Here is a 20,653-nt window from a genome sequence, read left to right on the forward strand (position 1 = left end):
CATCTTTCGATAGAAAATCATTAAAACCCTGATTTTCCCTGCTAATTTTCTACAACTGTGGCCGGTTTAGCTCAAACGGAAGCGTGCCACGATGGCGTGAATATGTTCGACCTGGCTGTCCAGTGCGCTCAGCGCCTGATTGGTCGCATCCACCTCGCTACGGGTTTCCGAGGCATTGCCGGCAATGCCGCTGACATCATTGGCCACCTCGGCACAGCTTTGCTGCTGCACCGCCACTTTCTGGCTGACACTGCCCACCAGTTGCACTACCTGATCAGACTGCAGGCTGATGCTCTTCACCGCATCGCCAGCCTGGCTGATATTGTCCACGCTGGTACTGACACTGGCCTCGACTGCCTGCATGTCGCGCACCGCCACCTGCACCTGGCTGCCGATGGATTTGACAATGGTGTCGATTTCGCCGGTAGAACGACTGGTGGAGTCGGCCAGCTTGCGTACCTCGTCCGCCACCACGGCAAAGCCACGGCAAAGCCACGGCCAGACTCGCCGGCGCGCGCGGCTTCGATGGCAGCATTCAGCGCCAGCAGGTTGGTCTGATCCGCCAGCGACTCGATCACCCCGACAATCTTGGTAATGGCGGAACTCGAATCCTGCAACTGATGCAGGCATGTTGCCGTCTGGCCGACGGCGGCAGCCACCGAACGGATATCCCCCAACGCAGTCTGGATGGCCGCGTTGTTCTGTCTGGCCTGCACGGCGGATTCGCTACACAGCGCGGCGGCTTGTCCGGTTTTTTGCAGGATGTCGAGCATGCCGCCATTGAGCTGCTGCAATTCCTGGTCGATATGCTGCGAAGCGCGCTCACCCGCCTCGGCCACCGCAGTCAGATGCTGCGAGGCGCTACCCATATTGCGATTGGCCATCACCACCTGCTGCAGGCGCTGCTCCACTTCCAGCATGCTGTCCTGCAAGGCTTGCAGCAGATTGTTCAGCGCCATGCCCGCCCGGGCGGCCTGTTTGCTGCACAAGCCCTCCACCCGGCAGGTCAGGTCGAAATGGTCAGCCACCGCAATCATGGTTTTTTCAATGCGCCGCAAATCGTAAATCTGCTTGAAGGTCAGGTATTGCCGGTACACCACGAACAGGCCGAACAACAACAGCAAGCCCATGACCAGCGCCACACTCAGCATGGTATTGCGCTGACTGGCTTGCAGCGGTGCCAGCTTTTGCGCCAGCTGCGCCGGCGTCAGGTGGTAGTACACCAGCCAGGCCTTGTCGCTGTGTATCTGCAAGGGCAGGCTGAGCATGGCTCCACCCTGGGCCTCGGCATTGCTCTTGCCAGCCAGCAGATCCGGCAGCACGGTGTTGCGCCGGTCGAAGATGCGGATGCCGCGCTCGGCATTCACCAGCGCGAAACCGGCGGCCTCGGCCGGCATTTTCAGCCCGGTCTTGGCGGCTTCTTCGCGGTCTTTGCCGGTCAGGACCAGATAGGGCAGGTCCAGCAGCGCCGCCTCGAAGACATTGCCACGGACAATGGCGGAAATGACCCCGATGAACGCATGCTCGTTGTTGTACACCGGCACCGAATACAGAAAGCCGGAGGCGTCGTACACATTGCACTGTGCTTTGGAGTAGTACTGGGTATTGTCGCAGGTGCGCATCAGCGGCGAGGTGGCCGCCGGAATATCATCCAGCACCTTGAAATTGAAGCGTGGATAGGCGGCTTTCAGTTCGGCCAGCTGGCGCGGGAAATAGCTGTACTCCTCGTCTTCCAGTTGTTCTGGCTGGTCCGGATCCTTGCTCTTGGCTTCGTCTTCTTCTTTCTTGCCGGCCTCTGGCTCCAGCCGCACGGTGTCAAACATGAAAAACGGCACCTGGCCTTTTTTGTAATCCAGCCCGTCCATCACCGCATACACCTCGGAGACGCGGGTGCGGCTGACCATATTGTTGAAAATCTGCTGGACCGTATTGAAGGCATCCGCAGTAAAGCGGTGGCCGGCCACCACATCTTCCTTTTCGTCTGCCCGGTTGCCGCCATGGATCTGCCGCACACTCGGCAGCAGGCTGATGGTGCGGCTGTTTTCGTACATGGTGTTGAACATGTCCTGCAATTGCCGGCGCTTGCGTTCCAGCTGCGGCATGGCTTCCTGCTGGATCACCTGCTGGCGGGCCTCTGTCAGCCGTTCGGCATACAGATGCCGTAGCCACCACTGACTGGCGACAAACAGCACGGCAAACAGCAGCAGCAGCCAGAACAGGCGGATGTAAAGAAATACTCTCCAGGGCGACAAGCGCGTTTTTGTCATGTCAACTCGTTTTCTTATTAAATATGACAAACAGAAAAATGCTGTTAAGAGAGTTATAGAAGACTTTTAGCCAGCATCGGCTGATTTCCCGATTGGCCTCAGCCAATACCTAGCCTGCGCTCGCCTTCTCATTACAAATCCCATCAAATAAAAATGATTTAATTTAAAAACAGCCCCTACACGGGCAGCAGAAAGTGCCGACTTCACAGCACACCAGGCAGAAGAAAACCCCACATAACATTCCGCCTTGCGCTACCGCAACATTTTGATGACATTCAAATATAAAATCAGTGCCGGCACTTACATGCTATAGAGTAGAAGCACAGCCGCCAGCATGAGCCGGCAGCGCCGCTCCCATCAGGGATAGGCAGCTTGCAGCACTCAGGCAGCAGAAAAATGACAGGTTTGAAAGGGGAAAAGATGAGCATCGCCAGAAAAATGCAGCTACTCAGTGCGATTACGATTCTGGGCTTTATTGCCATCGGTGTGGCAGTGTTCATCAGCCTCAGCAATTTGCAGAGCAACCAGAATGATCTGACCCGACGTACCGAGCATGTGCAGCGCCTGCTGGAGGTCAAGGCCAGCGCCCTTTCCACCATCCAGCTGGATCCCACCACGGTGGAAACCGCCAAGATTTTTGCTGATGCCGAAAAGAACATCGAACTGCAACTGGAGCAGTTGGAAAAGCTGGCACGCCGACCAGCCATCCGCGAACAGGCCCAGCATCTGCGCTCGCTGTGGCAGCGCTATGACCAGGACTCGCATGCGCTGATGAGCCAGGCCAAGACCGATGCCAAGGCGGCCAACGATCAGTTGATTCCCTTGTACAACAAGGAGTTCGTGCCACTGCAACAGGAAGTGGAAGCCGCCATCAGCAGCATGAGCCGCGATTGCGCGGCTTCCAAAGCCAAGGTGGCCGAGCTGCTGGCCATGCAGTTCTGGCTGGTGCTGGCACCGCTAATGGTATTGGCCTGCTGCTTGCTGCTGTTTGTGACCAGCATGTCACGTGGCCTGCGAAATACCCTGCAGCCCATGCTGCAAGCCTTGCAGCAACTGAGCACCGGGCAGTTGGCAACCCGGCTGCCGGCCGCAGGCAAGGATGAGCTGGCGGCCATCGCCCAGGCGGTCAACCAGTTCATCGAACACACCCATGCCATGGTGCAGCAGTTCCAGCAGGGGTCGCAGCAGCTGTCTTCCTCTGCCGTCGTGCTCTACGGCACGGCCAGGGAAATCGTCAGCAGCGTGGATAGCCAGAACGAAGCAGCCGCATCAATGGCAGCGGCGGTGGAACAGATGTCGGTCAGCGTGAACCATGTGGCCAACAATGCCGGCACCGCGCTGCAGCTGTCGCATAATGCCGGCGAGATATCACGCCAGGGCGGGCAGATCATCCATGATGCCGCCGCAGAAATGAGCCATATCGTCAGCGCGGTGCACAGTGCCAGCGATACGGTGCAGGAGCTGAACCAGCACTCGCGCAATATTTCTGCCGTGGTGCAGGTGATCAAGGAAATCGCCGATCAGACCAATCTGTTGGCCTTGAATGCCTCGATCGAGGCGGCACGCGCCGGCGAACAGGGGCGTGGCTTTGCCGTTGTGGCCGACGAAGTGCGCTCGCTGGCGGAACGCACCAGCAGCTCGACCCAGGAAATCGGCAAGATGATCAGCCAGATCCAGGGCAGCACCAACACGGCAGCCAAGGAAATGGAGCAAGTGGTGCTACGGGTGGGGAGCGGCGAGCAGCTGGCCAAGCAGGCTGGCGAGCGCATGAGCGAAATCCAGAGCGGGGCCGAGCAAGTGATTCATGCCATCAATGCCATCTCTACCGCCCTGCAACAGCAAAGTGCCACCAGCCATGAAATTGCCGCCCAGGTGGAAAAAGTGGCCAAGATGACCGAGGACAATCATGGCGTAGCCCGTCACACCTCACAGTCGGCCGGCGAACTGGAACAGCTGGCGGGTCAGATGCAGGGGGTGGTCAGCCGCTTTCGCACCTGAGAACCCGTTCATAGTCTGCTGCGCTTTGGTGATACCGCGTTAAAAACGTCTGCGGAATGCTCATTTACTCTAGGTAAACTCCGCTTCCTTAGCCGTTTTCGCCTTGTCTCACTCTAGCTCGCGAGACTTTGAACAGGCTCTGACCGGCTCACCCCTCAGGACGGCACTACGCCCCTGCTCCGGGGCAAACCGCCGACTGCAGGTTCAAGCCTTGCTGCTCCACACGAAAGCTGGCCTGACGCCGCCCGTCCTGCTGGTGCAGCGTGACAATATAAATACTGTCGAAATCAGCAGACTGCCATGCCGGCACCTGTGCCGGGTCGGCTCCATTGCGGCTGAGCAAGCGCTCCGCCAGTTTGGCTACCAGCCGATGCTCCCAGGCAACAAACACGGTGGCATCGGCGTATTGCGGCTGGCCGAGCGCCGTTTCCAGCCCGGCCAGATCGTCCAGTCCGTAATCAGTATTCACCGGCAAACCCAGACGGATGGCAGTGGGCTCAATGGTGGCCAGCGGCCGGATATAGTTGTATTCCACCCCGCCGTCCTTCTTGCGTACTCCAGGATTGGGTGCAAACAGTGCGGCCGGCCGATCAAACTTGCCTTGCAGCACTGCCGGCAGCGCCAGTGCGCGATTTAGCCCCTGACAGCTAAGCTGCCCCAGGCCAGCCGCCGGTTTCTCCGCATGGCGGAACAGCACGATGGTTTGATCTGCCTGGCTGGCGGCATGCCAGAGCAGCCCCAGGGCCAATGCCAGCAGGCGAGCGTGTTTTTTCATTGCACTTGTCCGGGTAAGTCCGCCATCACCATGACAGCGGATTCATCAAAGCAGCCGCGCCCAACCACAAGCTCAGACGGCGACGGCACGGCCAGCCTGTGTAGCGCTGGCGATTTCCTGCAATTGCGGCCCCAGTTGCAAGGCCAGCTGCCACAGGCGCTCCGCCACCGGCGACAGCGAGCGCTGGCGGCGGCGTATCAGCATGATGGTGCGGCGCTGCTCGGGCACTAGTGGACGCACGACCAGACGCGAGCCCGCTGGCAGCGGCAGCGCCAGACCGGGCGACACGCTGATGCCGATGCCGGCCTGCACCATCTGGAAGACCGAGCTGGAATGCCCCAGCTGCTGCACCACCGGGCAATGTGCGCCCTGGCTGGCCAGAATGCGGTCGATGATGGGGCGACTGCCCGAATTGTAATCCAGCAACACCAGCGGCTGGCCATCCAGTTCCCCCCAGTTCAGCGTGGACTTGCCGGCCAGCGGGTGATCGTCGCGACAGATCAGCCAGAAGCCATCGTCCAGCAAGGGCTGGCATTCCAGTTCATCCATGGCATCCGGTTCCACCACGATGCCGAAATCCACTTCGCCGCTGCGCACGCTGTCGATGTTCAGCCGCTGTACCTGGTCGTGCAGCACTGGCCGGATATGCGGATACTGCTGCGCGCAGTGTGCCAGCAAGGCTGGCATCAGGCTGGCCGACAAGGTGGGGCTGCTGGCGATGTGCACCGTGCCATGCGCCTGCTCGCCCTCCTTGCGCGCCTCCTCCAGCAAGAGTTGCAGTTCGTCCAGCTGCCGTCCCAGCTGGCCGGCAAAACGCAAGCCGGCGGCGGTCAGCTCCACTTCACGCGTGGTGCGGTCCAGCAGGCGCATGCCCAGCTCGGCCTCCAGTTCACGCACGCAGCGGCTGACCGCCGGCTGGGTCAGGCCGATTTCATCACCGGCACGGCTGAAACTGCGCAAGCGGGCCACCGCACGAAACACCTGCAACTGCCGCAAACTGATATTCATAATAAAAAATCATGTATTGATCCGATAAATGAATTTGTAGTCTGAATCGTTTGCGGTTTCAATAGCAAGCTGATTCCTTGTCGTAATACGAGTGGCCTCATGCTGAAAATGATCGATTCCTTCACCCTGGCGCTGATTGCCACGGTGACACTGGCCAGCCTGCTGCCCTGTCAGGGCGAGGTGGCACAGGTCCTGAACCTGATTACCACCCTGGCCATCGGCCTGCTGTTTTTCCTGCACGGTGCCAAATTGTCACGCGAAGCGGTGATTGCCGGGGCCACCCACTGGAAGCTGCACCTGACGGTACTGGCCTGCACCTTCCTGCTGTTTCCGGCCTTGGGTCTGGCGCTCAAGCCGCTGCTCGGCCCGCTGGTCACGCCAGAGCTGTATCTGGGCGTGCTCTATCTGTGCATGCTGCCGTCCACGGTGCAGTCGTCCATCGCCTTTACCTCGATGGCACAGGGCAATATCCCGGCCGCCATCTGCAGTGCCACCGCATCCAATATCTTCGGCATTTTCATCACGCCGCTGCTGGTGGGCATGCTGGTGATCAGCCATCACGGTAGCGATCAGGGCATGGGGTCGATTACCGACATCGTGCTGCAATTGTTGCTGCCCTTTATCGCCGGCCAGATCGCCCGCCGCTGGATGGGCGGCTGGGTGGACAAGCACAAGCCCTTGCTACGCTATGTCGACCAAGGCTCCATCCTGCTGGTGGTCTACACTGCCTTCAGTGCGGCGGTCATTAGCGGCCTGTGGCAACAAACCCCGCCGCAATCGCTGCTGGGCCTGCTACTGGTATGCGGCCTGCTGTTGGCCATCCTGCTGGGGCTGACTGCCTACTCCAGCCGCAAGCTGGGTTTTGACCGTGCCGACCAGATCACCATCGTGTTCTGCGGCTCGAAAAAGAGTCTGGCCAGCGGTGTGCCCATGGCCAAGGTGCTGTTTGCCGGCCATGCCATCGGCTCCATCGTGCTGCCCTTGATGCTGTTTCACCAGATCCAGTTGATGACCTGCGCGGTGCTGGCCCAGCGCTACCGCAAGCAGCAACTGGCAGCACAGGCGGCCAGTCAGCCGGCCTGACCCGCTGCCTCCCAATAGAAAAGCCCCCGCCGACGCCATGTCGGAGGGGGCTTGTTGCTGCGTAGCCTGGTTTACTTACAGGTCGCCGATGAACATTTTTTCCTTCAGCGCCTTCAGTTCGTCGCGCACATGCGCGGCTTTTTCGAACTCCAGATTGCGCGCGGCCTCCATCATTTCCTTTTCCAGCCGCTTGATTTCCTTGGCCAGCGTCTTTTCGTCCATCATGGCCACCTTGGCCTCGTCCACCAGCCGCTTGCGCTGGTCTTCCACGCTGTAGACGCCGTCGATGATGTCCTTGATCTTCTTGTTGATGCCCTGCGGCACGATGCCGTGTTCGGCATTGAAAGCCAGCTGCTTGTTACGGCGGCGTTCGGTTTCATCCATGGCACGACGCATGGAATCGGTAATGCGGTCGGCGTACAGCAGCGCCTTGCCGTTGAGGTTACGCGCGGCGCGACCGATGGTCTGGATCAGCGAGCGGTCCGAACGCAGGAAGCCTTCCTTGTCAGCATCCAGAATCGCCACCAGGCTCACCTCCGGAATATCCAGCCCCTCGCGCAACAGGTTGATGCCAATCAGCACGTCGAACATGCCCAGACGCAGGTCGCGGATGATTTCCACCCGTTCCACGGTGTCGATGTCGCTGTGCAGATAGCGCACCTTGATGCCGTGCTCGGTGTAGTAATCTGCCAGCTGTTCGGACATGCGCTTGGTGAGCGTAGTCACCAGCACCCGCTCGCCCAGCTCCATGCGCAAGCGGATTTCCGACAGCAAATCATCCACCTGGGTGGCTACCGGGCGAATCTCGATCACCGGATCAACCAGACCGGTCGGCCGCACCACCTGCTCCACTACCTGCCCGGCATGCTCTTTCTCGTAAGCGGCCGGGGTGGCCGAAACAAAAATGGTCTGCGGCATCAGCTGTTCGAATTCGTGGAATTTCAATGGCCGGTTGTCCACTGCCGAGGGCAGGCGGAAGGCGTAGTCCACCAGATTGCTCTTGCGCGCGGCATCACCCTTGTACATCGCGCCCACCTGCGGCACGGTGACATGCGATTCATCGATGAACATCAGCGCATTTTTCGGCAGGTAGTCGATCAGTGTCGGCGGTGCATCGCCCGGCGCACGGCCGGAAAAATGGCGCGAGTAGTTTTCGATGCCCTTGCAGAAGCCCATTTCATACAGCATTTCCAGATCAAAGCGCGTGCGCTGTTCGATGCGCTGCGCCTCCACCAGCTTGCCTTCCTTCAGATACCACGCCACGCGCTCGGCCAGTTCCAGCTTGATCTTTTCGCAGGCCTTGAGCACGGTATCGCGCGGCGTCACATAGTGGCTGGAGGGGAAAACGGTAAAGCGCCCTACCCGCTGTTTGGTCACGCCTGTCAACGGATCGAACAGGGTGAGCGTTTCAACCTCATCGTCAAACAGGCTGACACGCAGGGCGGTATCGCTGCTTTCTGCCGGAAAGATGTCGATCACGTCGCCGCGCACGCGGAAGGTGCCGCGGCCGAAATCGACATCATTGCGGTCGTACTGCATGGTGGTGAGGCGGCTGATGATGCTGCGCTGCGGGGTGCTTTCGCCCTCTTTCAGATGCAGGATCATCTGGTGGTAGTCGGAGGGGTCCCCAATACCGTAGATGGCGGATACCGTGGCCACGATGATGCAGTCCGGCCGCTCGAGGATGGACTTGGTGGCCGACAAGCGCATCTGCTCGATGTGTTCGTTGATGCTGGAGTCTTTTTCGATGAACAGGTCGCGGCTGGGGACGTAGGCTTCCGGCTGATAGTAGTCGTAGTAGGAAACAAAATACTCGACCGCGTTTTCCGGGAAAAACTCGCGCATCTCGCTGTACAGCTGCGCCGCCAGCGTCTTGTTGTGGGCCATGATGATGGCAGGCCGACCGGTGCGGGCGATGACATTGGCCATGGTGAAGGTCTTGCCGGAACCGGTGACCCCCAGCAGGGTCTGGTAGGACAGGCCGTCGTCCAGCCCCTCTACCAGCTGGGCAATGGCGGCGGGCTGGTCGCCAGCCGGGGCGAAGGGCTGGTGCAGGCGAAACGGGCTATCCGGAAATGTAAGCAGCATGGCTTTTCTGAGCGGGTTCAAGTCGGTCGATTTTACGCCGATAACGTTTTTAACTCACTCCCGCTGCGTAATTGATTTTTACCTGCAAAATTGCCTGCCTGAGAGGCAAAACATTGTTTAAAATACAAGCAGCCCGATCACGAGGCGAGATGAAGAATCCTTGCGCATCAATATGATGAAAGCATGATTTCTGACAGGCTGTATCTCCAACGACAAGACACGGGAGTGTATCTCTTATGCTGAGAAAATTTGCCGCCCTGCTGGTTTCCGCCGCCCTGGCGATGCCGGCAGTGGCCGCGCCGCCACCGGGCGTCATGGTTGCCAGCCAGATGGCCGACCATGCAGCACCGCGCCTGAGTTCGCACTCGGTGCTGGTACTGAACGGTGCCACCGGCGAGCCGCTATACGAAAAGAACATCCATCAACGCATGCCGATTGCCTCCATCAGCAAGCTGATGACCGCCATGGTGCTGCTGGATTCAGGCGTATCGCTGGAACAGGAGGTTTCGGTATCCGATGCCGAAATCGATCGTCTGAAAAATACCACCTCGCGGCTGGCCGTAGGCACTACCCTGCCGCGCAAGGAAATGCTGTTGCTGGCACTGATGTCCTCGGAAAACCGCGCCGCCGCCACGCTGGCCCGTACCGCCCTGCCGGGTGGCACGGCGGCCTTCGTCGAGCGCATGAACCGCAAGGCACGTAGCCTGGGCATGAACGAAACCGTGTTCTACGACCCCACCGGCCTGGATCTGCGCAACACCTCCACCGCCGGTGATCTGGCACGCATGGTGAAGGCCGCCCACAGCTACCCGCTGATCCGCGCCTTTACCACCACGCCGGAACACCAGATCGTCTCGGTACGCAACCGCGTGCTGCAGTACCGCAACAGCAATGCGCTGGTGCGCGAAGGCAACTGGGACATCAGCATCCAGAAAACCGGTTACATCCAGGAAGCTGGCCGCTGCATGGTGATGCAGGCCACGGTCGGTTCGCAGCCCTTGATCATCGTACTGCTGGCTGCCGGCGGCAACTCGGCCCGCGTCAACGATGCCCGCAACATCAAGACCTGGCTGGAGGCCCACCCGGGTAACTGGCTGGCCGGCTGATCGCCGCTTATTGGTATTCTTGTTGGTATTCCTGACACGCAGGGCCGGGCAAACCGGCCCTTTTCATTGCACTTGACGTATTGAAGCGGGCTGTTCCGCTCGAACCAGGAGTTGCTTGTGAGCATAGAAATTCGCCCCGCCACCCGCGCCGATGCCGCGCTGATCCTGCATTACATCCGTGAGCTGGCCATCTATGAAAAAGCCGAACAGGAAGTGGTCGCCAGCGTGGCCGATATCGAGGAGTCGCTGTTTGGTGCCGATGCCAGCGCCGAAAGCCTGATCTGCCTGCAGCACGGTCAGCCCATCGGCTACGCGGTGTATTTTTTCAGCTATTCCACCTGGCTGGGCAAATCCGGCCTGTATCTGGAAGACCTGTACATCACCCCCGCGGCACGCGGCAGCGGTGCGGGTAAACGGCTGCTGCGCCATCTGGCGCAACTGGCCGTGGCCAAGGGCTGCGGCCGCTTCGAATGGAGCGTGCTGGACTGGAACCAGCCGGCCATCGATTTCTACGAATCCTTTGGCGCAGCCGCCCAGTCCGAATGGGTACGCTACCGCCTGGCCGGCGACACCCTGCTGAAGTTTGCCGAACAGGCCTGAAGCCAGGCCTGCCGCATGACAAAGCCCCGCACGCTGGCGGGGCTTTGTCATGGTGGTGAGGGATTTAACGCCTGGTCATGAAACGGACGTAATCCCCCTCCTCCACCTTGAGCCGGGCGCTTTGCACCTGGGCGATGGAGAAATTGGGCTGCACCTGGGTAATGCTGATGGTGCCGGACAAATCCTCCGGCACACCCAGTTCGCGCACGCCGCCGCCACTGCGCAGAATCTGCGCCGAGCGCGGCTTGTACAGCAGCATCTGGTCGCCCACCTTCATGCCATCCAGCCCGCCCACATTGATGAACAGCTGACGGCCATCTTCCACTTTCACCACCTTGGCCGACAGCGGAATGCAGCTGACCAGATCCACCAGCTGGCGGCTCGCCTGATCCAGCAGGCCATCCACCGCCTTGCCGTAATCACCCTGCCAGAAAGCGGTGGTGGCAAACGGGGCCGGCAATTGCGCTACCACCTTGCCCTGGGCTACGCGGCTGAAGCGCTGGTCGGCCAGTACTGCGCCGGTCAGCGCGTCATACACCCACAGTTCCATGTCAAACTGCCGTGCCGATGGCGTGTACTTGAGCGCACCGCCAAACAGCCCGGCCAGCGGTCCGGTGTAATACGCGCCCTGCTGGCTGGTATTGTTGGATTCATACATGGTGTGGCGCAGGCTCTTGCCCACCACTGCGGTAGACAGTACCCGTCCGGCGATGACGAACTGCACGTCCTCGCGCCGGCCCAGCTCGCGCACGGTATCCCAGCCGGCCACCGGTTCGTCGGCAGCCATATTGCTCAGCACGGTCAGGTGGCTGGCATTACGCACGTCAAACGGCCCCTGCTGGCGCAGGCGGCGCGCCATCTCGCCGGGCAGCGCCGTGGCCAGATCCTGCAGGTCATTGGCCTCGGCAGGGTTGGCCACATAGAAATAGGTGGTCAGCAGCTTGCGACGCAGACTACGCCCCGCCGGCATGCCGCAGCTGGCGTTTTGCGTCGGCTTGGGCGCACTGCCTACCGGTCCGCTTGCGCTGGCTTGCGGGTCTATGCTCAGCCGCACGTGATACACGCCATCGCTGTTGTACTCCTGCAGGATCTTGACCTTGCCCTGCAGCGATGGCGCAGACAGCACGCTGCTTTCGCTGACATTGCCGGACTCCATCAGCTGCAGCGATTGCAGCTCGGCGCCATTGCTGATGGCAGCCTGCTGCAAGGCATCGCGAATCGCCATTTCACGCGCAGCCGGACTGCCGGCATCCATGGCGGCCATGCCCTCGGCGGTAATCGGCGCGGCCCACACAGGGGCACACAAAGCAAAAGCCGCCCCAAGGGCGGCAACTTTGCAGGTAAGCAAACGTATCGTCATCAGTGGGCTACGTAAAAATTGCTTTCGTAACGCGAGGCTCCGCAGTTGCCCTCGGTGCACTCGACACCGGCAACACCATTTTGCTGGGCTGCCTTCATCACACTACCAGTTTTTTCCAGGGCGTTCTTGTATTGCTTGTAGAAATCCTGATCCAGGGTGATTTCGGCCACGGCTTCGCTGGTGCCGTCCGGCAGCAAATTGGTGGACACCATGCGCACACCGCGCAGATAGGCATCCACATAAGTGCGGAAGCCGTCGCTGGTGGCCACCATATTGGCCACCGAGCTGTTACCCACCAGCTTCATGCCCTGCACCTGTTCCGCAATGGAGCGGTAAGCATCCAGCCGGGCGGCACGCATCGACAGCAGCTTGCGCTGGGACGGGGTCAGCGCCGAGGTATAAGGCGCGGCACCATTGCCGGTGGCACGGATGATCACCGGCGCATAGGGATTCACTTCTTTCACCACCACTTTGGGGGCTTCCGGTTCGATGCCGGGGCCGGCATAGCCAACGCCGGTAAAGCTGCCGCTGCTGGCTGGCGGCTCGGCCAGTGGGCGCATGGCTGACTCGGCGGCGGGCTGGCTGGCGGAGGCGCAGGCAGTCAGGCCCAGCAACAGGGATACGGCGGCCATACGGCGAGTGCAGGTGTTCATGGCGATTACCATTTCTACTTGTTCTGGATGCGGATTGCGGAGGGTCCATCCCGCAGCGTCAGCATTATATCGGCTGGCAACAGGTAAACTTGAGTTAATTTTTGTCAGCCCGCAGGGGCCGACTGCAGGGCGCGCTGCCATTGCCGGGCCGAGGAAAAACCTGCGGCCAGCGCGGCCTTTTCCTTGGACAGGCCGGCGGCACGCCACTGCCCGGCCAGGGCAGCCCGCAGCGCCAGATGATAATCGTGTACCGAAACTCCAGCATGTTCGCGGAACAGCCGCGACAGGTGGCGTGGGCTGACATGCACCAACCCGGCCAGCGCCGGCAGGCTCCAGTCATCCTGCGGCTTGGCGGCAATCAGGTCCTGCACCTTGTGCACCGCCGGATGCAGGTGATTGCGATGGGCCAGCCAGGGCGAGAGCTGGGCATCCTGCCCGGAGCGGCGGAAGTACACCACCATTTCCCGCGCCACATCGCGGGCAATGGCCGGCGAAGCCAGCTGGCTGATCAGGTAGAGCGCCAGATCGATACCCGCGGTGATGCCGGCACTGGTCCACAAGCGGCCATCCTGCACGAATACCCGGTTTTCCTGCACCCGGGCGCTGGCATCGCTGGCTTGCAGGCGCGCAATCAGGCTGTGATGAGTGGTGCACTGCCGCCCCGCCAGCAAGCCGGCGGCACCGGCCAGCAAGGCGGCAGAACAGATGGTGGCCAGCAACTGCCGCTGTGGATCGATGCGCGTAGCCAGCCAGCGCACGATCTGCCGCGCCTCGGGCATGGCATAAGCCTCGGCCGAGCAGTCGGCACCGGGGATGATGATCAGGCTGTCATCCGGCAATTGCTGTGGCAGCACAGCCATGCCGCCCAGCGGCAAGCCCAGCGAGCAGCGCACCTCCGGCTCTACCGCCGCGTAATGCAAGCTGAAATCCGCGCCAAATTCGGTGGCAATACGAAAAGCCTCGGCCGGGCCGGCAAAATCCAGCAGCATGAAACGCGGCGGCAGGACAAACCAGACCTCACGCGCCATGGGCCACCGCCCCGCGCCGCCAGCGCGCCAGCACCATGCCGCCAAACACGTTCACCACCAGACCCGCCAGCAACATCACGCTGCCTGCGGCCTGCAACAGGCTGAGTCGCTCCCCCAGCAGCAGGGCCGAGGTGAGCACCCCCACCACCGGCACCAGCAGGGAAAACGGCGCGACCTTGTTGGCCGGATGGCGGCTGAGCAGGCGGCTCCACATGCCATAGCCCAGCAGCGTGGCCATGAAGGAAAGGTAGGCGACCGCCAGGAAAGAACCCGCCGAGAAATGGCGCAGCGCCAGCTCCATGCGCGCCGGCCCTTCCAGCCACCACGACATGGCCAGATAAGGCAGCGGCGGCACCAGGCTGGACCACACCACCAGGTTTAATGGCTGCACCGTGTGGCCGGCCTTGCCCATCAGCCGCACGATGATGTTGGACGAAGCCCAGCAGACCGCCGCCGCCAGTGTCAGACCAAAGCCGATGGCGGTCATGCTGCCGCCCTTGGCCAGGCCAATCAGCGCGAGGCCAGCACAGGCACACAACAGGCCCAGAATCTGCGCCGCCTGCCAGCGTTCATGCAGCATCAGCCCGGCCAGAATCAGGGTAAAGAATGCCTGCGATTGCAGCACCACCGAGGCAAGGCCAGCCGGCATGCCCAGCTTGATGGCGGAAAACAGGAAGGCAAACTGGCCAAAGCCCACGCACAAGCCATAAGCCACCACCCAGCCCCAGGGCAGGCTGGGCCGGCGCACCAGCAGCACGGCAGGAAAAGCCGCCAGCATGAAGCGCAAGGCTCCCAGCAGCAGTGGCGGCACATCGGCCACACCGTACTTGATCACCACGAAATTGACGCCCCAGATCAGCACGATGGCCAGCGCCTGCAAAACATCCTTCAAGGGCATGAAACTTGCTCCGTAACAGCAGTCGGCCGCCATGGCCTGCTTGCCAGATAAATGGGTCGCCTACAGCCGCGCCAGCGCCTGCTCCACCGTGACGATGTCGGCAAAGCGGCCGGCCAGCACCAGCTCGGTTTTTTCGCGGATTTCATCGGCACTAAACACCCTGCCGCTGAGCGGGTGACGCATGGCAAAGGTGAGCGTGGCCTCGCTGACAAAATCCACCGCAAAGCCCAGATCGGATGCCACGCGGGTGGTGGTTTCGCAGCACTGCTCGGTACGGATGCCCGACACCAGCAGCTTGCCGATGCCACGCTCGGCCAGCCAGGGCTGCAGGCCGGACTCCAGCAGGGCATTGTGCACGTGTTTGATGAAGATGGCATCCGGTGCATCCGGCAACCACGCCATGGGCCGCACCAGCCCGCTGGCAGCGGCAAACGGGCCGTCGCCATCCTCGTGCAAGACATAGACCACCGGCACCCCGGCAGCGCGCGCGCCGGCAATCAGTGCCAGCAGCCTGGCTCGAAACGGCGGCAAGGCCGCCTCGTCCCAGTAGTCGCGCTGTAAAAACGAATCCTGTACATCAATTACCAGCAGGGCTGCCTTGCTCATGATAGAGGTCCTTGGGAGAAATATGGACACAGTCTATCGACCGCATGATCCGCACAGCAGGCCTGTCACAGACAAGATACTGTCAAATCCGGACAAGCCGGCATGCTGTATCAGAGTGGCATGGCATGGCGCAGCTCATCCAGCAGCAGATACACGGCGGTGCCGGCCATCAGCAGCCCCATGCTGAGGTTGAACAGCAACAGGCCACGCGCCGCAGACAGCAGGTGGCGCAAGCGCTCACCCAGCCAGGCCCACAGGCTGATACAGGGCAGATTGACCACGGCAAAGATGACGGCCAGCAGCAAGGCTGCGCTCAGGCGCTGGCTGCCATCGGCCGGCATGAACAGAATGGCGGCATTGAGCACCATCACCCAGGCCTTGGGATTCACCCACTGGAACAGGGCCGCCGCGATGAAACTCATCGGCCGGCCCTCGGCCACGCCTTGCGGCGAGCTGGAGCGGGCGATCTTCCACGACAGCCATAGCAGATAGATACAGCCGGCCACCGCCAGCGGCAGCCGCGCTGCCTGCAGCCATTGCAAGGCCCAGGCCAGCAGGCTGGCGGTGATGAACACCTGCGCCGCACAGCCCAGGCTGATACCCAGCATGTGCGGCAGGGTGCGACGAAAACCGTAATTGACGCCGGAACTGGCCAGCATCAGATTGTTGGGACCGGGCGTGATGGACATCACGCCCACATAGGACAGCAAGGCGACTTCCAGCATGTCAGGGCTCCGGTGTGCATGCGCCGGCCACAGTGCGGCGCTTCCCCATCATGCTAAGGCGGGTGAGTCACATGGTGACAGCTGCAATAATCCACTATTGTCATGGTGACAGTGTCAGGTTTATTGTAACTGTCACCACAGACTATGCCGGGCACTGTCACTGTCGCTCCGGCAGCGGCTGCGGCATTGTCTGCCTGTTACCTGTCTTGCCCGGACTCCTTGCCATGCCCAGCTCACCCCAGCCCCGCAGCAGCGCTGCCAGCGCCACGCTTTACCAGCAACTGGCCGAAGACCTGTCACTGGCGATTGCCCGTGGCACGCTGCCACCCGGCTCGCGCCTGCCTTCGGTGCGCCGCACCTCGCAAAGCCGGCAACTGAGCCTGAATACCGTAGTGGCCGCTTACCGCGTGCTGGAAGACCGTGGGCTGATCGAGGCCCGGCCACAGTCCGGCTACTATGTGCGCGCCCGCCTGCCCTCGCCGGCACGCTCGGCCATGATGCAAAGCAGCGTGGCCAAACCGACCGAGAACAAGGTACTGGACCTGATCGGCACCGTGCTGGATGCCCAGCAGACGCCCGGCTTCATCGACCTGGCACTGGCCTGCCCGCGCGGCAGCGACTTCTACCCCGGCAACAAGCTGGCACGGCTGATGGGCCAGATATTGCGGCGCCAGCCCGGCATGGTCAGCACCTATGCCCTGCCGCCCGGCTCGGAACGGCTGCGGGTACAGATTGCCCGCCGCAGCATGGAGCTGGGCATGGCCTTGCAGGCGGAAAACATCATTCTCACCAATGGCTGCATGGAGGCGCTGCAGCTGGCACTGCGCGCCGTCACCAAGCCGGGCGATGCCGTGGGGCTGGAATCGCCTACCTATTTCAATCTGCTGCCGCTGTTTGCCAGCCTGGGCCTGAAAGCCGTGGAGATTCCCACCGACCCTCAGCATGGGCTGTCGGTGGATGCGGTAGAGCTGTTGCTGTCGGAAGGCCGCATCAGCGCGCTGGTGGCCATGCCCAACATTCACAATCCGCTGGGCTGCAGCATGCCGCTGGAAGCCAAGAAGCGGCTGGCGCGGCTGGTGAATCACTATCAGGTGCCGCTGATCGAGGACGGCCTGTATGCCGAGCTGCAATTCAGCGACACCCAGGCACCCGCGGCCAAGGCCTTTGACGAAGATGGCTGGATCATCTTCTGCACCAGCTACACCAAGACACTGGCCCCGGATTTCCGCATCGGCTGGATGGAAGGTGGACGCTTTGGCACGGCCTTGCGCAAGCTGAAGTTTGCCTCCTCGGTGGCCCAGCCCATGGTGCTGTCGGAAACGCTGGGCGCGTTTCTGGAGTCTGGCGGCTACGACCATCACCTGCGCGCACTCAAGCGCCACTACGCCCAGCATGTGGAAAAAGTGCGCGGCCTGATCGCCCGCCATTTCCCGGCGGGCACCCGCGCCACCGACCCCGCCGGTGGCTTTCTGATCTGGCTGGAGCTGCCGGAAGCCTGCGACAGCGTGGCGCTATTCCATGCCGCCCTGGCCGAAAACATCAGCATCATGCCCGGCCCGCTGTATTCGCCGGGCGGCCGTTACCGCAATGCCATGCGCCTGTCCTGCTGCTACCCGCTGGACGAGCGCTATGTCGCCGCCCTCACCCGTGTCGGCATGCTGGTGCAGCAGCAACTGGCCCTGCAAGGGGGCTGATACCGACTCAGCCGTGTGGCCGCTGCCGGGTCTGGCTGGGCGTTTCGCCAAACAGCCGGCGGTAGTCGTAACTGAAGTGGCTGGGCGTGGCAAAGCCCCAGTCTTCGGCCAGTTGCTGGATGCTGTCGGCGGCCCCCTGCGGCGCACGCAATAGGCGGCGCACCTGGTTCAGCCGCAAGGCGCGCAAGAAGGGCAGCGGGCTCATGGCGGTCACTTGCTGAAAACCGTTTTGCAGCGTACGCCGGGTCACGTGCAATTCGCGGCACAAATCTTCCACCGTCAACTGCCGCGCCGCCGGGTGCAAGGCGTGCTGTCGCGCCTGCTCCACCCATTGCCAGTGCCGCTGGCTGCTGCTATCGCGCCCGGCCACCGTAGCCGGCAAGGCCTGCGCCAGAGCCAGCAGCAGCGCATCGGCCGAGCAATCCAGCAACAGCTGCCGTCCTATGCGGTCCGGTGTCTCCCGCGCCAGCGCCAGCAGCTCGCCCAACTGGCTGCACAGTGCCAGATGGCTGGCCTGCGGCAGCTGCACGGCGGCGGTTTGCAGCCAGCGCGCCGGCATTTCCCGGCCAAACAATTGCAGGTGTCGCTGCTGCAGCACCGCCTGTTCCAGCACCACGCCGTAGATGGTGAAATCATCCGGTGTGCGCAATGAAAAATCGCTGCCACCCATCGCCACCAGCACCGCAGCCGGCGGCACGCCGCGGCCATGAAAACGCAGCCGCTCGCCACTGCCCGGCACCGGAATGCCAAACCAGATCGCCCCCGGCCATGGTTGGCACAGCTGAAAGGTTTCCCGGGCCGAGTATTCGCGAAACACCTGCAAGCGCCCCAGACAGAGTTCATCCAGCCGGCCGGCAAAACGCCCGCAGGAAATCTGCGCGTAATCCTGCTGCCAGCCACTGATGAAGGCGGCCTGATCGGCGGCGTCTTCTGCCAGTCGGGTAACGAACTGCAGCGATATTCCATGTCCCAGCGGCACCATTGCCTGCTCCTGCATTGCCTGATGCAGACAGTCACAGCAAGAAGCGCACCAGCCCATCCCCGGCCAGCAGCGGGTCATTGCTATCGTAAATCGGCAATTTCCCTGCCTCGGTGCAAACGCCAGCACGCCATGCCTCATCCTGGTGCCTGATTCCACCCGCAGCGCCCATTGCGTGCACCGCAGCAAGACCAGCAGCCGGCACGGCTTTTGCACAGACTTTCCCCATACCCGCCCCGCCAGCAATCCGGCACAAATTGTTTTCCGATTTTCGATAACGCCACCGGCAAGCCACTGCCTAGCATGCACAGCAGGAACCAGTCGCCAGAGCGCTGGACAGGGAGCAGTGACAAAACAAGGGGAAATTTGATGAGCAGCAGCAATCATGGCCTGGCACGCAAGCTGGGCGGCTGGCAACTGTGGGGGATCGCCGTCGGACTGGTGATCTCGGGCGAATATTTCGGCTGGAGCTATGGCTGGGCGCAGGCCGGCACGCTGGGCTTTCTGCTCAGTTCCATCTTCGTGGCCATCATGTACACGGCCTTCATTTTCAGTTTTACCGAGCTGACCACCGCCATTCCGCATGCCGGCGGGCCGTTTGCCTATGCCCGCCGCGCCTTTGGCCCGGTGGGCGGTTTTATCGCCGGCTTTGCCACCTTGTGCGAATTCGTGTTTGCCCCGCCGGCCATCGCGCTGGCCATTGGTGCTTATCTGAACGTGCAGTTTCCTGAACTGAGCGCCAAGTGGATTGCCTGCGGTGCCTACATCGTGTTCATGGCGCTGAATATCGTCGGCGTCAGCGTGGCGGCGGCCTTCGAGCTGGTGGTCACCCTGCTGGCCATCTTTGAACTGCTGCTGTTCATGGGCGTGGTATCTCCGGGCTTCAGCTGGGACAACTTCACCCACCACGGCTGGGCCAGCAGCGACAGCTTCAGCCTGAGCGCCATCGGTGGCATGTTTGCCGCCATTCCGTTTGCCATCTGGTTCTTCCTCGCCATCGAAGGCGCTGCCATGGCCGCCGAAGAAGCCAAGGACCCCAGCCGCACCATTCCCCGTGCCTATGTGGCCGGCATTCTCACCCTGGTGGCGCTGGCCATGGGCGTGATGATCATGGCCGGTGGCGCGGGCGACTGGAGCAAGCTGGCCAATATCAACGACCCGCTGCCGCAGGCGATGAAGCTGATCGTGGGCAGTAACAGCGGCTGGCTGCACATGCTGGTATGGCTGGGCCTGTTGGGGCTGATTGCCAGCTTCCACGGCATCATCATGGGCTATTCGCGCCAGATCTTCGCGCTGGCCCGTGCCGGCTACCTGCCGCCGCTGCTGGCGGTGATCCACCCGCGTTTCAAGACGCCGCACCGCGCCATCATCGTTGGCGGCCTCGTCGGCATCGCCGCCATCTTCAGTGACGACCTGATCCAGATCGCAGGCCAGCCGCTGACTGCCAATATCGTCACCCTGTCGGTGTTCGGTGCCATCGTGATGTACATCGTGTCCATGCTGGCGCTGTTCAAGCTGCGCCGCAGCGAACCCGCGCTGGCCCGCCCGTTCAGCGCCCCGGCCTATCCGCTGCTGCCGGGCCTGGCCCTGGCCTGCGCCGTGGTCTGCCTGATTGCCATGATCTGGTACAACCAGCTGCTGGCCCTGATTTTTGCCGGCAGCCTGGCCGTGGCTTATGCCTACTACCTGCTGACCCACCGCCAGCGTGCGGCAGCAGCCAGCGATGTCCTGCTGGAAGGCAGTGATGCCGCACGTCTGAAACCGGCTGTCGCCAGCAGCAAATAA

17 protein-coding genes and 1 pseudogene are annotated in these 20,653 nt (G+C 61.8%); 6 read left to right on the top strand and 12 right to left on the bottom strand.

The window, feature by feature from the left end; genetic code table 11:
• Nucleotides 1–66 precede the first annotated feature (66 nt).
• Both DBR44_RS19630 and DBR44_RS20090 read right to left on the bottom strand, forming a co-directional pair.
• Nucleotides 67–474: a methyl-accepting chemotaxis protein gene (locus DBR44_RS19630; protein WP_255424586.1), complete on the bottom strand. Its 408-nt coding sequence runs from the start codon at nucleotides 472–474 to the stop codon at nucleotides 67–69.
• Between the two features lie 20 nt (nucleotides 475–494).
• Nucleotides 495–2,267 (bottom strand): annotated as a pseudogene (locus DBR44_RS20090) (methyl-accepting chemotaxis protein); the annotation flags it as partial.
• A gap of 420 nt (nucleotides 2,268–2,687) precedes the next feature.
• On the opposite strand from DBR44_RS20090, the gene DBR44_RS12400 reads away from it, so the two are divergent.
• Complete coding sequence (locus tag DBR44_RS12400) at nucleotides 2,688–4,265, top strand: methyl-accepting chemotaxis protein (protein ID WP_158613609.1); 1,578 nt, start codon at nucleotides 2,688–2,690, stop codon at nucleotides 4,263–4,265.
• Between the two features lie 166 nt (nucleotides 4,266–4,431).
• Here DBR44_RS12400 and DBR44_RS12405 read toward each other — a convergent pair whose 3' ends face one another.
• Both DBR44_RS12405 and DBR44_RS12410 read right to left on the bottom strand, forming a co-directional pair.
• Nucleotides 4,432–5,040 carry a hypothetical protein gene (locus DBR44_RS12405; RefSeq protein ID WP_124644342.1) on the bottom strand — a complete coding sequence of 203 codons (609 nt, stop codon included), beginning with the start codon at nucleotides 5,038–5,040 and terminating at the stop codon, nucleotides 4,432–4,434.
• A gap of 72 nt (nucleotides 5,041–5,112) precedes the next feature.
• Nucleotides 5,113–6,048, bottom strand: coding sequence for a LysR family transcriptional regulator (locus DBR44_RS12410; RefSeq protein ID WP_124644343.1), 936 nt, complete (start codon nucleotides 6,046–6,048; stop codon nucleotides 5,113–5,115).
• 99 nt (nucleotides 6,049–6,147) lie between these two features.
• Here DBR44_RS12410 and DBR44_RS12415 point away from each other — a divergent pair, with 99 nt between their 5' ends.
• The gene (locus DBR44_RS12415; protein WP_124644344.1) at nucleotides 6,148–7,131 is read left to right on the top strand and encodes a bile acid:sodium symporter family protein; all 984 of its coding nucleotides are present in this window, start codon (nucleotides 6,148–6,150) and stop codon (nucleotides 7,129–7,131) included.
• A 75-nt stretch (nucleotides 7,132–7,206) separates the two neighbouring features.
• Here DBR44_RS12415 and uvrB read toward each other — a convergent pair whose 3' ends face one another.
• The gene (uvrB, locus tag DBR44_RS12420; RefSeq protein ID WP_124644345.1) at nucleotides 7,207–9,219 is read right to left on the bottom strand and encodes an excinuclease ABC subunit UvrB; all 2,013 of its coding nucleotides are present in this window, start codon (nucleotides 9,217–9,219) and stop codon (nucleotides 7,207–7,209) included.
• A gap of 236 nt (nucleotides 9,220–9,455) precedes the next feature.
• On the opposite strand from uvrB, the gene DBR44_RS12425 reads away from it, so the two are divergent.
• Together DBR44_RS12425 and DBR44_RS12430 are read left to right on the top strand one after the other, a co-directional pair.
• Nucleotides 9,456–10,325 carry a serine hydrolase gene (locus tag DBR44_RS12425; RefSeq protein WP_124644346.1) on the top strand — a complete coding sequence of 290 codons (870 nt, stop codon included), beginning with the start codon at nucleotides 9,456–9,458 and terminating at the stop codon, nucleotides 10,323–10,325.
• 117 nt (nucleotides 10,326–10,442) lie between these two features.
• Complete coding sequence (locus DBR44_RS12430; protein ID WP_124644347.1) at nucleotides 10,443–10,925, top strand: GNAT family N-acetyltransferase; 483 nt, start codon at nucleotides 10,443–10,445, stop codon at nucleotides 10,923–10,925.
• A 64-nt stretch (nucleotides 10,926–10,989) separates the two neighbouring features.
• Here the strand turns inward: DBR44_RS12430 and DBR44_RS12435 are convergent, their stop codons facing one another.
• The 6 genes from DBR44_RS12435 to DBR44_RS12460 all read right to left on the bottom strand — a co-directional run bounded on the left by DBR44_RS12435 (nucleotide 10,990) and on the right by DBR44_RS12460 (nucleotide 16,195).
• A complete protein-coding gene (locus DBR44_RS12435; RefSeq protein WP_233578523.1) occupies nucleotides 10,990–12,219 on the bottom strand; it encodes a flagellar assembly protein T N-terminal domain-containing protein in 1,230 nt (409 codons plus the stop codon).
• 65 nt (nucleotides 12,220–12,284) lie between these two features.
• The gene (locus tag DBR44_RS12440; protein WP_124644349.1) at nucleotides 12,285–12,938 is read right to left on the bottom strand and encodes an LPP20 family lipoprotein; all 654 of its coding nucleotides are present in this window, start codon (nucleotides 12,936–12,938) and stop codon (nucleotides 12,285–12,287) included.
• Nucleotides 12,939–13,042: 104 nt separating this feature from the next.
• Nucleotides 13,043–13,966, bottom strand: a complete 924-nt coding sequence (locus DBR44_RS12445; RefSeq protein ID WP_124644350.1) for a GlxA family transcriptional regulator — start codon at nucleotides 13,964–13,966, stop codon at nucleotides 13,043–13,045.
• Entirely contained in the window at nucleotides 13,956–14,864 is a 909-nt protein-coding gene (locus tag DBR44_RS12450) for an EamA family transporter (RefSeq protein WP_124644351.1), read from the bottom strand. Before DBR44_RS12450 ends, DBR44_RS12445 begins: the two co-directional genes overlap by 11 nt.
• 60 nt (nucleotides 14,865–14,924) lie before the next feature.
• Nucleotides 14,925–15,470, bottom strand: a complete 546-nt coding sequence (locus DBR44_RS12455; RefSeq protein ID WP_124644352.1) for an isochorismatase family protein — start codon at nucleotides 15,468–15,470, stop codon at nucleotides 14,925–14,927.
• Nucleotides 15,471–15,580: 110 nt separating this feature from the next.
• On the bottom strand, nucleotides 15,581–16,195 hold the full coding sequence (locus DBR44_RS12460) for a LysE family translocator (RefSeq protein ID WP_124644353.1): 615 nt from the start codon (nucleotides 16,193–16,195) through the stop codon (nucleotides 15,581–15,583).
• A 224-nt stretch (nucleotides 16,196–16,419) separates the two neighbouring features.
• Here DBR44_RS12460 and DBR44_RS12465 point away from each other — a divergent pair, with 224 nt between their 5' ends.
• Nucleotides 16,420–17,889, top strand: coding sequence for a PLP-dependent aminotransferase family protein (locus tag DBR44_RS12465; protein WP_124644354.1), 1,470 nt, complete (start codon nucleotides 16,420–16,422; stop codon nucleotides 17,887–17,889).
• 7 nt (nucleotides 17,890–17,896) lie between these two features.
• Here DBR44_RS12465 and DBR44_RS12470 read toward each other — a convergent pair whose 3' ends face one another.
• Nucleotides 17,897–18,871 carry a helix-turn-helix domain-containing protein gene (locus DBR44_RS12470; RefSeq protein WP_148090022.1) on the bottom strand — a complete coding sequence of 325 codons (975 nt, stop codon included), beginning with the start codon at nucleotides 18,869–18,871 and terminating at the stop codon, nucleotides 17,897–17,899.
• A 366-nt stretch (nucleotides 18,872–19,237) separates the two neighbouring features.
• Here DBR44_RS12470 and eat point away from each other — a divergent pair, with 366 nt between their 5' ends.
• A complete protein-coding gene (eat, locus tag DBR44_RS12475; RefSeq protein WP_124644356.1) occupies nucleotides 19,238–20,653 on the top strand; it encodes an ethanolamine permease in 1,416 nt (471 codons plus the stop codon).

This window comes from Aquitalea sp. FJL05, from assembly GCF_003852595.1.
GTDB classification, from domain to species: Bacteria; Pseudomonadota; Gammaproteobacteria; order Burkholderiales; family Chromobacteriaceae; genus Aquitalea; species Aquitalea aquatilis.